Origin of the sequence: Rhodococcus sp. 14-2470-1a (genome assembly GCF_002259425.1) — a bacterium.
Taxonomy (GTDB): domain Bacteria; phylum Actinomycetota; class Actinomycetes; order Mycobacteriales; family Mycobacteriaceae; genus Rhodococcoides; species Rhodococcoides fascians_E.
In genome coordinates, this window is record NZ_NPFZ01000010.1 from 207086 (window position 1) to 221714 (window position 14629).

The 14629-nt window shown below is 64.5% G+C and carries 17 protein-coding genes; 7 read left to right on the plus strand and 10 right to left on the minus strand.

Annotation, left to right across the window (positions count from 1 at the left end):
- Positions 1 to 162: 162 nt before the first annotated feature.
- Entirely contained in the window at positions 163 to 1500 is a 1338-nt protein-coding gene (locus CH292_RS05690; protein WP_256977943.1) for a PQQ-binding-like beta-propeller repeat protein, read from the minus strand.
- On the minus strand, positions 1497 to 2876 hold the full coding sequence (locus CH292_RS05695; RefSeq protein ID WP_094654196.1) for a hypothetical protein: 1380 nt from the start codon (positions 2874 to 2876) through the stop codon (positions 1497 to 1499). Before CH292_RS05695 ends, CH292_RS05690 begins: the two co-directional genes overlap by 4 nt.
- Positions 2877 to 2928: 52 nt before the next feature.
- Here CH292_RS05695 and CH292_RS05700 point away from each other — a divergent pair, with 52 nt between their 5' ends.
- The 4 genes from CH292_RS05700 to CH292_RS05715 all read left to right on the plus strand — a co-directional run bounded on the left by CH292_RS05700 (position 2929) and on the right by CH292_RS05715 (position 5639).
- Complete coding sequence (locus CH292_RS05700; protein ID WP_094654197.1) at positions 2929 to 3273, plus strand: hypothetical protein; 345 nt, start codon at positions 2929 to 2931, stop codon at positions 3271 to 3273.
- Positions 3274 to 3387: 114 nt separating this feature from the next.
- Positions 3388 to 4944, plus strand: coding sequence for an ATP-binding cassette domain-containing protein (locus tag CH292_RS05705; protein ID WP_094654198.1), 1557 nt, complete (start codon positions 3388 to 3390; stop codon positions 4942 to 4944).
- Between the two features lie 20 nt (positions 4945 to 4964).
- The gene (locus tag CH292_RS05710; RefSeq protein WP_143545726.1) at positions 4965 to 5375 is read left to right on the plus strand and encodes a hypothetical protein; all 411 of its coding nucleotides are present in this window, start codon (positions 4965 to 4967) and stop codon (positions 5373 to 5375) included.
- Between the two features lie 9 nt (positions 5376 to 5384).
- Positions 5385 to 5639 (plus strand): hypothetical protein, encoded by a 255-nt coding sequence (locus CH292_RS05715; RefSeq protein WP_094654200.1) that lies wholly within the window; start codon positions 5385 to 5387, stop codon positions 5637 to 5639.
- A gap of 1 nt (position 5640) precedes the next feature.
- On the opposite strand, the gene CH292_RS05720 is transcribed toward CH292_RS05715, so the two are convergent.
- Positions 5641 to 6345: a hypothetical protein gene (locus CH292_RS05720; protein ID WP_094654201.1), complete on the minus strand. Its 705-nt coding sequence runs from the start codon at positions 6343 to 6345 to the stop codon at positions 5641 to 5643.
- Positions 6346 to 6533: 188 nt separating this feature from the next.
- On the opposite strand from CH292_RS05720, the gene CH292_RS05725 reads away from it, so the two are divergent.
- Together CH292_RS05725 and CH292_RS05730 are read left to right on the plus strand one after the other, a co-directional pair.
- Entirely contained in the window at positions 6534 to 7787 is a 1254-nt protein-coding gene (locus tag CH292_RS05725) for an APC family permease (protein WP_094654202.1), read from the plus strand.
- Positions 7788 to 8017: 230 nt separating this feature from the next.
- Positions 8018 to 9556 carry an HNH endonuclease signature motif containing protein gene (locus CH292_RS05730; RefSeq protein WP_094654258.1) on the plus strand — a complete coding sequence of 513 codons (1539 nt, stop codon included), beginning with the start codon at positions 8018 to 8020 and terminating at the stop codon, positions 9554 to 9556.
- 187 nt (positions 9557 to 9743) lie between these two features.
- Here the strand turns inward: CH292_RS05730 and CH292_RS05735 are convergent, their stop codons facing one another.
- From CH292_RS05735 to CH292_RS05745, 3 genes are read right to left on the minus strand one after another with little or no spacing between them, the layout of a single operon-like run.
- Positions 9744 to 10199 (minus strand): hypothetical protein, encoded by a 456-nt coding sequence (locus tag CH292_RS05735; RefSeq protein WP_094654203.1) that lies wholly within the window; start codon positions 10197 to 10199, stop codon positions 9744 to 9746.
- 42 nt (positions 10200 to 10241) lie between these two features.
- Positions 10242 to 10730, minus strand: a complete 489-nt coding sequence (locus CH292_RS05740) for a hypothetical protein (protein ID WP_094654204.1) — start codon at positions 10728 to 10730, stop codon at positions 10242 to 10244.
- Positions 10731 to 10780: 50 nt separating this feature from the next.
- The gene (locus CH292_RS05745; protein WP_094654205.1) at positions 10781 to 11632 is read right to left on the minus strand and encodes a helix-turn-helix domain-containing protein; all 852 of its coding nucleotides are present in this window, start codon (positions 11630 to 11632) and stop codon (positions 10781 to 10783) included.
- 49 nt (positions 11633 to 11681) lie between these two features.
- Between CH292_RS05745 and CH292_RS05750 the strand changes: the two genes are divergently transcribed.
- Positions 11682 to 12086, plus strand: coding sequence for a DUF6157 family protein (locus tag CH292_RS05750; RefSeq protein ID WP_256977944.1), 405 nt, complete (start codon positions 11682 to 11684; stop codon positions 12084 to 12086).
- Positions 12087 to 12224: 138 nt separating this feature from the next.
- Here the strand turns inward: CH292_RS05750 and CH292_RS05755 are convergent, their stop codons facing one another.
- The 4 genes from CH292_RS05755 to CH292_RS29255 all read right to left on the minus strand — a co-directional run bounded on the left by CH292_RS05755 (position 12225) and on the right by CH292_RS29255 (position 14622).
- Complete coding sequence (locus CH292_RS05755; protein ID WP_094654207.1) at positions 12225 to 12653, minus strand: hypothetical protein; 429 nt, start codon at positions 12651 to 12653, stop codon at positions 12225 to 12227.
- The gene (locus CH292_RS05760) at positions 12650 to 14083 is read right to left on the minus strand and encodes an alpha/beta hydrolase (RefSeq protein WP_094654208.1); all 1434 of its coding nucleotides are present in this window, start codon (positions 14081 to 14083) and stop codon (positions 12650 to 12652) included. Before CH292_RS05760 ends, CH292_RS05755 begins: the two co-directional genes overlap by 4 nt.
- Entirely contained in the window at positions 14080 to 14379 is a 300-nt protein-coding gene (locus CH292_RS05765; RefSeq protein ID WP_094654209.1) for a type VII secretion target, read from the minus strand. Before CH292_RS05765 ends, CH292_RS05760 begins: the two co-directional genes overlap by 4 nt.
- A 114-nt stretch (positions 14380 to 14493) precedes the next feature.
- On the minus strand, positions 14494 to 14622 hold the full coding sequence (locus tag CH292_RS29255; protein WP_254924982.1) for a hypothetical protein: 129 nt from the start codon (positions 14620 to 14622) through the stop codon (positions 14494 to 14496).
- Positions 14623 to 14629: the final 7 nt, after the last annotated feature.

The following is a 14629-nucleotide window of genomic DNA, read 5'->3' on the forward strand; positions in this document are numbered from 1 at the left end:
CTCGAAGTCGATTCCAGTTCCCGGCCGGTCCTGAGCCGTGTTAGTTCGTCCCCCGCACGCATGCGGCCTTCGTGTCCCTCGACACTTTATGTCTTCCGGAGCCCGCTGTTCGTTACTGGGTCGAATCAGACGAAATTCTTGACCTGATCGTGTCTGAAGCTTTCAGCGGATCAAATTCAACCTCGACTCGTTGACGACCAGCACCCCGGCGCCGGTTTCCTGGAGTGCGACTTGTTCGGATCGCCCTCCGGTGTTACCGAGCAGGCCGTCGAGCGACACCGATGCCCGACGGTGTCCTGTGGCGGGATCGATGACGAGAATGTCCTGCCATCCGACGGTGTAGGCGGATCCGTCGTACGCGGCGGTCGGCAGTACGGACTGTTGTTCGACGTCCGGTTCCCACAAGATCGCGCCGGTGCGCAGGTCACGGGCCGGGCCGTACATCCACATGACGACGCCGTCGATGATCGCGAGGTCGGAGACAGGGCTCTCCTCGTCGAATTCCCACAGCTGAGCACCGGTACGGGGATCGTAGGCTTTGCCGTCGAACAGGACGGGGTCTCCCGCACGGGAGTTGTCGACGGACAGGCGCTGCCACACCTCCTCGTTCGCAGTGGCGATCACGTTCGATGCCGAGTCGACCAGATCGGTACGGAATTCGAACAGGTCCGAACAGCGTCTGCCGATCACGAAGAACGCGTCGCCGTCGCGCAGCTCACGGCTCCGCGCGCAGTCGGGAGAGTCGAAGGTGTCCACGGCTGCGCCGGTGCCGGCGTCGAACACCGCGGTTCCCGAGGTGAACCTGGCGACACCGACACCGCCACCGACACCGACACCGACACCGCCAGCGAACTGCACGATGTCGCCGAACGTCGTGGAGTCGACCCAGGTGTTGTCGTAGGTGGTCGTCCAGTTCTCGTCGAGATCCGACAACGATCCACTGTGGACGCGGACGGTGTAGCCGTCCGGGTCCCCTTCGACGACGTAGACGTCGGTGCCGTCGGTCCCGACGCCGTGTATGTTCCATCGGGTCCCGTAACGCGTGAGCTCACCGTCGCCCGGGTCGATGGTGACGACGTCCGAGTCGCTGCGGCACAGTATCTTTCCGTCGAGCAGTGCCGTCGAGCATCGTCCGGTCCCGTCGGCAGGCGTCGTCCACCGAACAGCGCCGGACGCCGCGTCGATTCCGACGAACTCTGCCCGCTCGAATTTCTTCGAGTCCTGATTGGTGAGGCCGGCTTCGGCAACGAGCACGTCCCCGGCGTCGACGACACCGCCGAACACTTCACCGTACCTACCGCCTACGGGGTCCTCGAACGTCGCGAACTCGTTTTCGAGTACATCGGAGGCGTCGACGGTCCAGACAGCGCCAGGGGCGGTTGCCGTGGCCACCGAGGGCACATCGGACTCGTTCGTGGACGTCGAGACCAGGTACACGGCCGCACCGACCGCCACCACCGCGACCACAGCTGTTGCGGCCAACCTTCGGTGCGCGTTCACAGGACATCCAACCCGTCGGCAGTCGCGATGGCGATGAGTGCGTCTGCGGTGAGCGGCTCGTCGGGTTTCTCGGCGTGCGACCGGACGTCCACGTGCGTACCCGACGGGTAGGTGACGGTCACGACGCGCGTCGACCCCCCAGCCGGGCCCGATTCCGGCGCAGGCGAATAGGAGTAGCCGTTCTCGTCGACCTCGAGTACCGCTCCGCTGTCCAGAGTTTCGGTTCTCATCGGCCGGTCGGCGTAGGACGGGTCGTAGACGTCGGGGACCACGGGGAGTTCGGCCCCGCCGGTGATCGTGACGGTCAGGTCCGCACCCGTGTTCTGTACATCGACGTGCGTGCACACTGCCGACGTACTGAAATCGACGAGCATCAGGCTGTCCAGTGCGGGGCTGAAGGACTCACCGATGTCGAGGTCTCCCAGCGCGTCGTTCAGCTCACCGGCTGTATCGCCGTCGATGGTCGGTCCGTCGTATTCGAAACCGAAGGAATCAGAGCACCCACGGGTCGGCTCGGGCGTGTCCGCGGGGACCGGTGCACTCACACGCAGTTCCGGTTGCTCCGCGATCTTTTCGAGCTCGGCGACGGTCAGCACGATGTCGCGATCACCGGCCCTGGTCGACGGAAAATTGGGCGCGTCCGACGCTGTCGCGGTCACCTGCGTTCCGTCCGGATAGTAGGCCTCGACGGTGCGAAAGTTCGTTCTGTCCGGCCCGTACTGGTACCAGGATTCGTTCACGTCCACCACCGATCCGTCCGCGGAAACACTTCTCTCATCGACCTGACCTGCCACACACGACGGCACCGAACCGTCGCCTTTCCGGACCGAGACCGCGAGCAGTCCCGACGTGTCGCCTCGTGCCATGTCGGCTGTCGCCGAGGCGAATCCTGGAGGCCGCGGTCCACCCGGATCAGCGGGAGACTGGGGAATCGGTTGGAAGATCAGAGAAGTGCGGCGGCTGCCGAACTGGACCTCGACCCTGTCCGGCAAGGCGGCAGCAACGGCGTCGGTCATCATCACCGCTCGCCGGCCGTCGTACCAGGGGTACTGCGGGTTGTCGTAGGTGTCGACGCTGGTCGAGATCTGGCCCCGGATCGCGGACTCGGCAGGAGGTTCCACGGTGTCGCAACCGGGTATGGGCGCGTCCGCGTCGACCTCGGGTTCGAGGTAGGTCGTGTCCGTTGGTTCGGGCACGGGGGTGGGCTCTCGGGTGGGCTCTCGGGTAAACGACGACGGGGCGGCCTCGGACTGCACCGTGTTCGGCGGAGACACCCGGTCGACGACGGCCGCAACGCATACCCCGAGTGCCACGAGGGACACGATCGTCAATGCGTCGGCCCAGATGCCTGCGCGGCGCGAGTCCAGTCTTCTCACCGGTCGAAAGTACCGGGTGCACGGCTGTCGGTTCCCAGGCAGGATCACGGGTATGAACACATTTCAGCGCGTCGCTGCTCGGTTCAATGCGCTTGTACGTCCGCTGTTGAACGCGCCGGTCGTCGGCAGATTCGTCTCGGGCACGATCACCGAGGTCACCTACACGGGCCGCAGATCCGGCAAGCAGTTCAGCGTCCTGGTGGGCTACCGTCGCCGCGGCGACGAGGTGATCATCGGCGTCGCAATGCCGGACAAGAAGAACTGGTGGCGGAACTTCTACCCCGACGGCGGCCCCATCTCCATCGACCTCGACGGCGCCACCCGGACCGGCCACGCCGTCACCCGCAAGGACGGATCCTCCGTCTCGGTGAAGGTGACACTCGATCCGCTCCACTAGTCTCTCAGTCGAAAAACTGTTGGACGCCGCCGCTACCATTCTTCACATGTACTTGTTCTTCGTGTGAGGGCACACCGCTGACTCGGTGCCCCCTGCCTTCCTCCTGGAGAACTCATGCCTCGATCTTCGTTCACCCCTGCCCAATTGACGGCTTCGTCCGTGTCCGTCCGTTCCGTGTTCGAGCGCGTGGACATCACAGTGACCTCCACTTCACGCTGGGGGATCGTCGGAGAGAACGGGCGGGGCAAGTCCAACCTGCTCGATGTCCTCGCCGGCACACGACTTCCCGACACCGGGAGCGTGACTCGCGTCGGGTCGATCGGTTTCGCCCGGCAAGAGATGTCGGCGGACGACGATCGTACCGTCGGCGATGTGGTCGCCGACGCCATCGCCGAGCCCCTCGCTGCTCTCGCGGAACTGGACGCTGCTCTCGCGGAACTGGACGCTGCCTGCGTCACCGCAGTGGAACCGCGCTACTCCGCGGCCCTCGATCGCGTGGAGGCGCTCGATGCCTGGAATGCCGAGCGGCGGGTGCACATTGCGTTGCAAGCCTTGGGCGTCGGCGGATCGATGGGTGGTGGGTGGGCGAGCTGTCGGTTGAGCGAGTTGTCCGTCGGGCAGCGGTATCGCGTGCGGCTTGCGTGCTTGCTCGGCGCGTCGGATGACTTCCTTCTTCTCGACGAGCCCACGAACCATCTCGACGGTGGAGGTCTCGATTTTCTGACCGAGCAGATCCGCGTCCGCAACGGCGGTGTGGTGGTGGTCAGTCATGATCGTGCGCTGCTCGCCGACGTTGCGCAGTCCATTCTCGACCTGGATCCGACATCCGATGGGGCGCCGCGTGTTCACGGCGGTGGGTACGACGGATATCGCGTCGGCCGGATTGCCGAGCGTGCACGCTGGGAGCAGGAGTACGAGCGGCAACAGCTCGACGTCGCCAGACTGCAGGATGCCCTGAGGACTGCGCAGAACCGCCTCGTCGACGGGTGGCGACCGGGGAAGGGTGCAGGAAAACATCAGCGTGCCACGCGGGCATCCGGCGTCGTACATAACGTGCACCGGCGGCGCGAGGCCCTGGAGAATGCAGTGCTCCCCGTCCCGGAACCGCCGCACCGACTGCAGTTCCCACCCCTCGAATCGGCTGGATCCCTTGTGGTGGAGAGCGTCTGCGTGGCAGGCCGATTGGACTCACCGGTCGACGTGCACGTCGAAGCAGGTTCCAAACTGATCGTCACCGGGCCGAACGGTTCCGGAAAATCCACTTTGCTGGCCACGATGGTGGGCGAGATCGCACCGACGTCGGGATCCGTTCGCACATACGGGGGCAGAGTCGTTCTACTGGAACAGGAATCGCGTCTGGACTCTTCGTGTCGCGTGACGGACTTTCCGGATGTCTCCTCGCTGGGACTTCTCCGATCCAGCGAGATGGGCAAGCGCGTCGGGGAGTTGTCGGCCGGTCAACGTCGGAGGCTCGATCTCGCGATAGCACTGTCACACAGGCCGACGATTCTGTTGCTGGACGAGCCCACCAATCACCTGTCCACCGCGTTGGTCGACGAACTGACGGAGGCTTTGTGCGCCACGCCGGCAGCGGTGGTGGTGTCGACGCACGATCGCCAGCTGCTCCGCGATCTGCGCAGCTGGCCGCGTCTCGAACTGAGTGGCAGATGATTGTGTGGAATCCAGACCGGATGCGTGGGATTCGAGTTGCGTGGTCCGTGTTGGCCGTGGCGGCAATCGGACTCGGGGTGTGGACGTCGAACTGGCAGATGTTCCAGATCACGGACTGCGAACTGGGCCTCCCCACGCCCGGCGTCGACTATCCGGGTGGGTGCGTCGAACCGTTGTGGAGCTATTTCGGTGCGTCGATGATTCCGGTACTCGCGATCCCGTTCCTGCTGTTCGTGGTGGCGGCCGCGGCATGCAGGGTCTGGGTGTCGTGGTCGGTCACGATCGTCCTGATGGTCCTGACGGGTGTGGGCTTCATGTCGGCATTTGCAGCCTCCGCGCCGACGCTGGTGTCCGTCCTCGGCAGTCTGCCGGGTGTGGTGTTCGCGTTCCTGTTGACAGTCGTCCATCAAGCGAAGGCATCGAGGATCTAGGCTTTTTCCATGCGTGATCTACGGAGGTTGCTCGCCCTTTTCGGTTTCGTCGTCGGACTGATCGCGGTGGTGGCGATGTCCGCGTTGCCCAACGGTCCGTACCGGTCCGACTACGCGTTCGTCGAATCGGGCAGTCGTACATCCTTCGTCGAGAGTACGACCGAAACGCCGATGCTGTTCGTGATCGGCGTTTCGGTCGTGTGCGCGCTCGTCGGCTGGTTCGTGGGCAGCCTCTTGATCAGGCGCGGCTGGACTCTCCGCTGACCTACTTCTCGAACAGTGCATCCGGCAGTGCGGTGTCGACGCTCAGAATGTCGAGATCCCGCGCAGATCCCTCGGTTTCGAGGTAAACGCAGATCCCGGTCTGGACGTCCAGTCGCACGGTCGACGGTGGTCCGGGTATCCATTCGTCTTCGACGAACTCTCCCGAGAGCATCGGGCAACAGTCGCATCGTGGGTCGTACGCGGCGGTCGGGGTGGCGATCGCTTCCCACGCGGTGCGGCCGTGATGGGTCACCACCCTCAACTGCGACAGATCGACCGTCGGGCCGGAGGTCGTGTCGTGGGCGGATCTGGCCAGTTCGACGGGGTTGAGCATCGCGACCCAGAGGTAGTCGTCGAACATCGGGTCGTCCCACTCCACCGACGGGCCGTGCGTCTCGGGCGGCACGCTCTCGACGAGACCGTCGGCGTCGTACACCGGAACCACTGTGGACGGCCAACGTCCCTGCACCGGCAGCAATGGACCGTTGTTGCTCCGCGTCATGGCACCGTCGAACGGCCTACTCGCCTTGTGCACGACGACGCGACCGCCGTTCACTTCCACCCGCATCGCCCCTGGCCGACGGATCCACGCGTGGATACCGGTGTCGAATCGGTCAGGCGAACGGGTGAATTCGACGCTCGTCCACCGCCACGGCGACGACTGCGCGAGGCGGCGGAACTGCAGAATGGACGGGTTCTCGATCACCAGTTCATCCTCGCAGGCCCCGCCACTGATTTTTCCTCCTCGCAGTTCGGTCCGCCTTCGGGCAGGATCAGGCAAGTGATCACTGCGGAAGTGCTCCTCACTACGATGAGAACGGCGTCGAGTCGGACCTCACCTGCTCGTTCCTCGGCCGGCCGTGTCAGGCCGAGCACCGAGAGTCTTTCGGTTGCATTGTGACTGTTCCTGGCGGTGAACTCCGTCGTCGACTCGGGCTTGTCGATGCAGTGACCGTCGGATTGGGCGCCATGATCGGCGCTGGAATCTTCGCGGCGCTGGCCCCCGCAGCTCGGGCTGCGGGATCAGGTTTGCTCGTTGCATTGGCCGTCGCCGCCGTGGTCGCCTATTGCAACGCCACGTCGTCGGCACGGCTTGCCGCGTTGTATCCCTCGTCGGGAGGAACGTACGTATACGGGCGTGAGCGTCTCGGCGAGTTCTGGGGTTACATCGCCGGGTGGGGATTCGTCGTGGGCAAGAGTGCGTCCTGTGCCGCAATGGCATTGACAGTCGGTATGTACGCATGGCCCGAACACGCGCACGCAGTGGCTGCGGGGGCGGTGCTCGGGCTGACCTCCGTCAACTACGTCGGAGTGCAGAAGTCCGCGTGGTTGGCGCGGGTCATCGTCGCCGTGGTCGTCACGGTACTCGTAGTGGTCGTGGTGGCATCGCTGGTCCACTCGCCCGGGCATCCGGTGGAAGTCTCGTCGACCGATGTCACCACCACAGGTGTACTGCAGGGTGCGGGCCTGTTGTTCTTCGCCTTCGCCGGTTACGCGCGCATCGCAACGTTGGGTGAGGAGGTCCGCGATCCGGCTCGTACCATTCCCCGAGCGATTTCGATCGCGCTCGCCGTGACCTTGGTGCTGTACGCGTCGGTCGCCACAGCGCTGCTGTGGGCGCTGGGCCCGTCGGGGCTCGCGCAAGCAAGCGCACCGATCGCCGACGCGGCCCGCGCCACCGGGCGATCCTGGTTGGTTCCGGTCGCGAGTACGACCGCTGCGGTGGCAGCGCTGGGATCGTTGCTCGCCCTCGTACTCGGCGTCTCACGAACTATTTTCGCAATGGCCCGTGACCGGCACCTTCCGCACGTTCTGGCGGCCGTGCACCCACGGTTCGGCGTACCTCACAAAGCAGAGCTGTTGGTCGGGGTGGTCGTCGCCGTCACCGCAGCCACCGTCGACATCCGCACCGCGATCGGCTTCTCGTCGTTCGCAGTGCTCTGCTACTACGCCGTGACCAATGCGTCGGCGGCGACCTTGTCTCGCGCCGAGGGCCGCCCAGCGCGCCTCGTTCCTGTGATCGGCCTCGTGGGTTGTCTCGTGCTGGCGTTTTCGCTACCTGTGTTATCGGTGGCAGTGGGTGCAGGCGTACTCGCAGCGGGTGCCGCCGTATACCTGCTCAGGAAGCGCCGATCACACGACGACTAGTCGGAAGCTGTACCGGCAGAACGCATCGCGCCGACAAGAATAACGGGCGAACTCGCACTGATGTTCGAAACCTTGTCGGTGGCTCCGGATAGTCTTCTCACATGCTTTCAGGGGGAGATTCAGAAGCAATGGCTCAGTCCACGATTGTCACTGACACACAGCCACATTGGCGAGCATCCGGTGACGGTGTTCCTGTCATCGCTCCCTCGTCTCTGCGCGAGGTCGTCGAGATGATCGAGAGGGGCGCGGAGGAGATCGGTCGCATGCAGACAGCCGGGCTTCACAATGCGGATCGACGCGCTCTACTGGTGCGCATGGAAGTGGTTCGTCAAAAGTTGTTCGCGTACAGCCACACCTGGATCGCAGATCTCGTCGACCAGCGAGGCTTGGACGACATCTACGGGTCGGTCCCTGAAGCACTGTCCGTCTTGTTGCGATCCTCCGGAACGCGAGCGGGTCAACGTATCCGCTTGGCCATGGAGTTCGGCGAGCGCACATCCGTCACGGGTGAGCGTTTGGAACCGTTGTCACCGAACACTCTTCGCGGCGCGGAGGACGGGCTGATCAACGAGGAGCATCAACAGATCATCAGAAAGTTCTTCTGGCGTCTGGGATCGAAGGTCGACATCGAGACGCGAGAGAAAGCGGAGGCGCAACTGGCGGAACTGGCACGCCAGCTCAGCCCCGACCACCTGAAGGCAGCTGCCTCGCGCTTGTACGACCTGATCGACCCCGACGGTGACGACGAAGACCCCGCGCGGGTCGCGGATCGATGCTACGTCCAGTTCGACGAACAAGGAGCTGACGGCTTGTCCCGCGGGAAGATGGTCGTCGACTCCGAACTGCGTGCGTACATCGAGGCCGTATTCGACAAATGGGCGAAACCCGGACAGGCCAATCCAGCAGATCCCCCACCGGTCGTCGACTCACCTGATGACGCGGACGGTTGTGACGATCGACCTGATCAGTCGAGCGTTCCGAAAGACGCCACGGGCGATGGCCAGCCCGCTGAGGGCGAACCGGTCGATGAAGAGGCGGCAGCTCGGGCGCGTCGAGATCATCGAGGCAAGGGACGACGGCAGCACGACGCGATGAAGATGGTGTTCCGGCAGATGCTCGCGTCCGGAAAGTTGGGGATGCACAGGGGACTTCCCGTGACAGCCGTGTTGACGATGAGTGTGAAGGATCTCGAAGCCGCTTCGGGCCATGCGGTGACCGCAACCGGGTCCCTGGTGGGAATGCGGGATGCCATTCGGATGGCGTCACACGCCTATCAGTGCTTGGTCATCTTCGACAACGACGAACGTCCGCTTCAACTTCGGCGCGCCAAGCGATTGGCGTCACCGGACCAACGAATCGTGTTGATAGCAGCCGATCGTGGATGCAGCTTCCCCGGCTGCACCCGCCCTGCAACGTGGAGCCAGGTCCACCACATCGAAGAGTGGGCGGCCGGTGGAAACACCGACATCGAGGACCTTACTTTCGGATGCGATCGGCATCATCCCTTGGTCGGCCCGAAGGACACCGACTGGGCCACGACCAAGGCCGGCCCCGACCACCCCTATCCAGGCCGCACGCTATGGCATTCCCCGACAACGCTCGACCCACTTCGACGTGGGCTACTCAATCACTATCACCACCCCGACGAGTACATCCGACCCATCCCGGAACTCCCCCTGTTCGGTCCCGTCGACTCCATCGATACTGAAACGAGCGACCCCGAAACCAACGACCCAGAACCAGGCAACCCAGGGGCCGCCCGAGAATAGGTCGACGCCCGAACCCACGGTGGCGGGTGACACCACCCCACCGTGGGCAGGTAGCAGACCCACAGCGGCACAGAACTTGACATGTGCCGCCTACAGTCATGCCCTGAGCCCGCTGCCTGTGCCGTACACCGCTGAACGATGCGTCATGATTCGATTCCGAGTTGCGACGACCACTTCGGCCGAGCTCTCAATCGGCGAAATTAACTCGGTCCGACACAGAAGCAACTGGTCTACGGAAATGTGGCTGTAGTGCGGCAACGATGGCGGCGAAGACTGCGGCAGGTAACGCTCCCATCAACATCAGCACCCAGAACCCGGTCCAATTGAGCAAGCCGAAGATGGCCATGAATCCCAATGCAACTGCTGCACAGAGTGATACGTTCCGGTTCAGGGCGACACCCGCAATTACAGGTGGAGCCGCCAGCAAGATGCCGAGGAGCGCAACGGGCACCAACCCCACTGCGTCGAGAATGGAATCCGTACAAGTAAATCCGGATCTCCCGTAGAACGGGCTCAGTTCGCCAATTTTCCCGCACGACATCGAGATTGTCGCAACCGGAGACAGTCCGGAGACGATGGCGTACGCCATCGTCAGCGCGGCGAGCGCGAACCACGTCCCGCGGAACAGTACTCGACTCCTCATAGTGCGAGACTAATCGAGACCGACGATGACACCCAGCTCTTCTCAGCTCGGTGCGCTCACTTCGACGTGCGCTGGCCAGATGTGCATCTCGACATGCACTCGGGCGTCCTCGTCCGGGGCTGTGTAGGTATCGAAGTACTTCGCGCGACCACGAACGAACACTCGGATGCGGTAATCGCCTTCAGGCAGTGTGAACGGTGCGACGACTTCTCCGGTGGATCCGTCGAGGAAGACCTCCGGGTCCTCGCAGGCGTACGCGACTTCTTGGGTTTCCTCCCATAGCGCACGCTCGGCGTCGGTCAGTGCGGGTGCTGCTGGTCCAATTCTCACCGTTACGTGGACTTTGCCGCGCCCACCTGCGTGGATAACCACCAGACCTCGGCCTCCCTTCACCAGATCAGGCGGTGTCGGAAAGCGTTCGGTAGGGACTCCATCCCTGTTTCCGATCGAGTCCAGGATGAGAGCCCCGGCCATCAGGTCGATGTCCACATCGATTGCTTCGTGCACCTCCCCGACGTTACCGACGAGCATCAGAGCAGTACCTCGAGGATGCCGTCATAGGGGCAGCCCTGAGATATCGACTAGCCCTCGGCCCCGCCACGAGAAGGCATTGCCCGTATGTACTGCCCCGGTGTGGTGCCTGCGACGCCTTTGAAGTCGCGGATGAGATGTGCCTGGTCGGTGTAGTCGAGTGCTGCGGCGATGGCGCTGACGTCGGCGTCGGGGAGTGAGAGTCTGCGAACGACTTCTTGGAGGCGGATGCGTCGGGCTATTGCTTTGGGCCCCATGCCCAGTGTCTCCTTCAGCGCACGTTGTATTGCGCGTTCGCTGACGCCGAGTCGGTGTGCGAGGGCGGGTCCGGTTCTCGATCGAACGCTCTCTGCCAGGTCGTCTACCACCGCGTTCGCGAGTAGCCGGGACTCGGTGATCGGGTGCTTCTGCAGCAGATCCTCGATCAATCGGTCTCCTCGTTCGGCGCGGTCCGACGGCGATGTTTCGGCCGCGATGGTCGTCAGATGTCGGGTGAGGGCGGCGTCCAGCTCAGCGGTGACGGGGTGCTCCTGCTCCACATTCGACGGGTCGAGGTCGGACAGCACGGCCAGTCCTGCCGGGCGCAAACGGATCCCGAAGACCCTGCCTGTGCCGCGGATCGTCCTCGACCATGCCCGGCGTTGGACGTTGGTCAGCATGAAAGGTGCGGGGACCGAGCCGGATTCGATGCTCAGCGTCACGGCGGGGAATTCGAGCACCTGCTGATCGATGTCCGTTCCGTCCGGCAGGTTCCACTCGACGCTCCAGTACGTGTCGACGACGTCGCGCACGGACTGCGCGGGCGTGAACCACTGCGCGTCGAACAAGGGCAGGTTGGCCGGACCGAGCACGCCGGACCGTTCGGTCACGTCGATCGGTCGATCCACCGGGTGTCGAACCATGTCGCAATTGTGCAATACGCTGTCGCTGCCGGTGGGTGACGATGTCGCCATGAGCACCGATTACCGCAATGTCTTCATCGAGGCAGCCCCGGACTGCCCTGCCACCGAAGGCGAGGAGCCGCCCGCCGGGCGCGGGAATCCCACGGTCGCGAGGCTGCAGTACGAACTGCTCTCGCAGGCGCCGTACGAGATGAGCTCGGACGACGTGCTGTTCGCCGTTCACGCCGCGAGAACCGGCGTTCCGCCGAGCGAGATGGACGAAGCGCGGGCAGCGTTCTTCGCCAAGGATCAGGCGTGCCTGCGTGCTTCCCCGCTCGGCAAGCGCTACGGGTGGGGCACGCACCACGACGGTGAGGGTCGCGTCGCACTCTATGGAGTGGGCACAGTCGAGTACGAACGCCTGGCCCGCGACCCGAACCTGGCGCACAAGGCCGCCATGAAATCACGACGGTAAACAACGCCTGGGGCTGTGGAGAAGCACATTCGCGGAGCGTCGAGGGTGGAGCCGTGCTGTCGGGACTTAGCACCCCTACTGACGACTCCGCACGCCTGCTCTGACGCGAACAGGCGTGCGGGGTCGGTAAATGGGGTGTCAGGTTCCTGCCTGCGCCAGTCCTTCGTACGGGAAGGGTGGCGAGGACACTGCGAGGCTGAGTCGCTCGTCGTCGGTGAGCCTGCCGATCAGTCGGTAGCCGTCGGGTGAGGTTGCACGGACGGATCCGAGGTCGTCGGCAGATCGGTCGTCGACGCTCCATCCCCAGTCCGCCCAGGCGTGCGCGAGGACGGACAGCGCGTCCCGCCCGGTGCATCCGAGTACCCAGTACGCGGCCGAGAAGCGATGTGGCCCATCGATCGTGGTGTTGTCGTCGTAGGCGGGCTCGAACTTGCCGAGGGCGAGCTGTGATTCCGGGAAACTGGGGTGCCTGCGGTTCAACTGCACGTCCGACGGTAGTGCGCGTCGAGATTTCTCGAGTGCGTCCAGTGCGCTGTCTCGTGCGTCGGCGCCGAATAGCGCTGTCATGCAGCACCCTTGCCTGCGATGATTCGGCCGATGGTGTCGAGGGCGGGGTTTCCGCGGTCGAAGTAGTTGCTTCCGTCGAAACGTGCGGTGCCCTCGACCGGGCTGGTGGCGTCGAGCGATCCAGGAAGCGACGTGTCGGCTGCGGCCACGACGACGTCTCCGTCACCCAACGAAGCCCGTTCGACGACGACGCTGCCGTACCCGTGACCGAGGACGGTGTGGTGCGCGGCGTCGCCTTCGTGGGCCGCACGCAGACCTTCCTGAAACCGTTCCAGCCGCGGCGCACCGGCGTCGGCGAAGCTGTCCGTGGTGGCGTCGAGCAGAGTGGGAGGTGCGTTGTATCCCAGCCATGCGATGACCGAGTTGCGTGCGCCGCTGACCATGTTGGCGGAGTCGAGCAGGTTCTCCGCGCGTGAGAGGTCTCGTCCGATGGAGGCGAGCACCGTGGATGCTCCCGGCACGTAGGTGGCGACGTTCTGGGCGGTGTCGGGGTTGTTCAATGCCAGTGCGCCTCGGCCGTGTTCGTCGATGTTCAACAGGTAGGTGGGCGCTCCGGCTCGGCTGAGTTCGGCTTGGACGGTGTCGTATCCTGCGAGGGCTGTCTCGGCGGCGTCGCGGTCGTCGAGCCATCGGGCGTAGTCGCGCAGGGCTGCTGCGTCGTCGTGGTTCTCACTGGGCAGGTTGCGATCCTGCAGCCAATCGGCATGGCGCGCTTCCACTTCGGCGACACGGTCTCGCGCGTCGGACACGAGGGTGTGCAGGAGGACGGTGTTGTATCGGGATTTGTCGTCGGCGGGCAGTCCGTCGCGGTTGCCGATGGTCGGGTCCCACACCGCCAGGCCGTCTCGCTCGTAGGGGGTGAGCCTGCTCCACAGTTCGGCCAGGTCGTGGGGTTCGTCGGGCAGGATCGACCGGATCTCCGGGATGTAGGGCTGCGGCTCGGCGACGGGCTGGAGGCCGAGGATCACGTCGACTGCGCGCTGCAGTTTGGTGGCGTAGGTGTAATCGGTGTCCACTGCGCTGCTGAGCATGGATTGCAGTTGGGTTTCGATGCCCTGCGCACGCTGCTGCAGATCGGGGTCGGCGACGCGCACGCTGCCGTCGTCGAGGACGTCGAATCCACCGGCGAGCGCGGTGTCGACGACCGCGAGAACGGACTGGCGGACGGCGGCGATCTCCCGAGCGGCGGCGTCGAACACTGCGGTGTAGGCGTCGATGGCGTCGACGATGCGGGTGTCGGCGACCTGGTCGACGAGGACTCGGGCGATGTCGGCGGCGTCGCCTTCCCACCGTTCGAGGGTGTCGCGTGCAGCGCGGGTGACGCTGCGGAGGGACTCGTCGAACACGAGGTTGATCTGTGCCAGATCGTCCCCGACACAGGTCAGGGTGGCCGGATTCCAGGCTCGCAGTTGCGAGACGGAGACGGTCATGCCTGCTCGCCGAGGAACTTGTGCAGTTGCTCGCGGAACGCAGCTTCGGTGCGGTCGTAGCTGGTGGCAGTCGATCCGGCGGCCTCGGCGATCTGACGGATGCGTTCGGCGGCCGTGCGGTAGGCGGCGAGAACTGTCTCGGCGGAGTTGCCCGCTACAGCCCCGAACGCCGAGTGAGGCATGGCCTCGACCCCCACCCGGAGCGGCGGCGACGGGTCGAGTGATGCCACAGCGTCGGCTGTCCTCGTCAGTGACGACGACAGCGCACGCAACGAGTCGGGATCGACCTGAAGCATCCGTACCCCCTCGGTTCGGCGGCCGTGCCTCAGGCCGCCATCCGCATCAAACGCCTTCTATTCCTGTTCGACGCAGCGGGGAGTGAAACGGTTCCCTCGATTTCCGAGATGAAGCTACAACTTGCCTGTCATGGCTGCGGCAGCGAGAGCTATCAGCACTGCAGTCCACAGGCCGACGACCGCGGCAACATGGAGGGGACGATTCTTACCGGGTGGGCGAGGGGGCGCCGTACGTGATGGCATGAGGACG

What these genes read in the sequence shown, in the direction of transcription:
- CH292_RS05700 (WP_094654197.1), top strand. Translation starts at nt 2,929, where the DNA reads ATGAACACATTTCAGCGCGTCGCTGCTCGGTTCAATGCGCTTGTACGT.
- CH292_RS05705 (WP_094654198.1), top strand. Translation starts at nt 3,388, where the DNA reads ATGCCTCGATCTTCGTTCACCCCTGCCCAATTGACGGCTTCGTCCGTG.
- CH292_RS05710 (WP_143545726.1), top strand. Translation starts at nt 4,965, where the DNA reads ATGCGTGGGATTCGAGTTGCGTGGTCCGTGTTGGCCGTGGCGGCAATC.
- CH292_RS05715 (WP_094654200.1), top strand. Translation starts at nt 5,385, where the DNA reads ATGCGTGATCTACGGAGGTTGCTCGCCCTTTTCGGTTTCGTCGTCGGA.
- CH292_RS05730 (WP_094654258.1), top strand. Translation starts at nt 8,018, where the DNA reads ATGATCGAGAGGGGCGCGGAGGAGATCGGTCGCATGCAGACAGCCGGG.
- CH292_RS05735 (WP_094654203.1), bottom strand. Translation starts at nt 10,199, where the DNA reads ATGAGGAGTCGAGTACTGTTCCGCGGGACGTGGTTCGCGCTCGCCGCG.
- CH292_RS05740 (WP_094654204.1), bottom strand. Translation starts at nt 10,730, where the DNA reads ATGCTCGTCGGTAACGTCGGGGAGGTGCACGAAGCAATCGATGTGGAC.
- CH292_RS05745 (WP_094654205.1), bottom strand. Translation starts at nt 11,632, where the DNA reads ATGGTTCGACACCCGGTGGATCGACCGATCGACGTGACCGAACGGTCC.
- CH292_RS05750 (WP_256977944.1), top strand. Translation starts at nt 11,682, where the DNA reads ATGAGCACCGATTACCGCAATGTCTTCATCGAGGCAGCCCCGGACTGC.
- CH292_RS05755 (WP_094654207.1), bottom strand. Translation starts at nt 12,653, where the DNA reads ATGACAGCGCTATTCGGCGCCGACGCACGAGACAGCGCACTGGACGCA.
- CH292_RS05760 (WP_094654208.1), bottom strand. Translation starts at nt 14,083, where the DNA reads ATGACCGTCTCCGTCTCGCAACTGCGAGCCTGGAATCCGGCCACCCTG.
- CH292_RS05765 (WP_094654209.1), bottom strand. Translation starts at nt 14,379, where the DNA reads ATGCTTCAGGTCGATCCCGACTCGTTGCGTGCGCTGTCGTCGTCACTG.
- CH292_RS29255 (WP_254924982.1), bottom strand. Translation starts at nt 14,622, where the DNA reads ATGCCATCACGTACGGCGCCCCCTCGCCCACCCGGTAAGAATCGTCCC.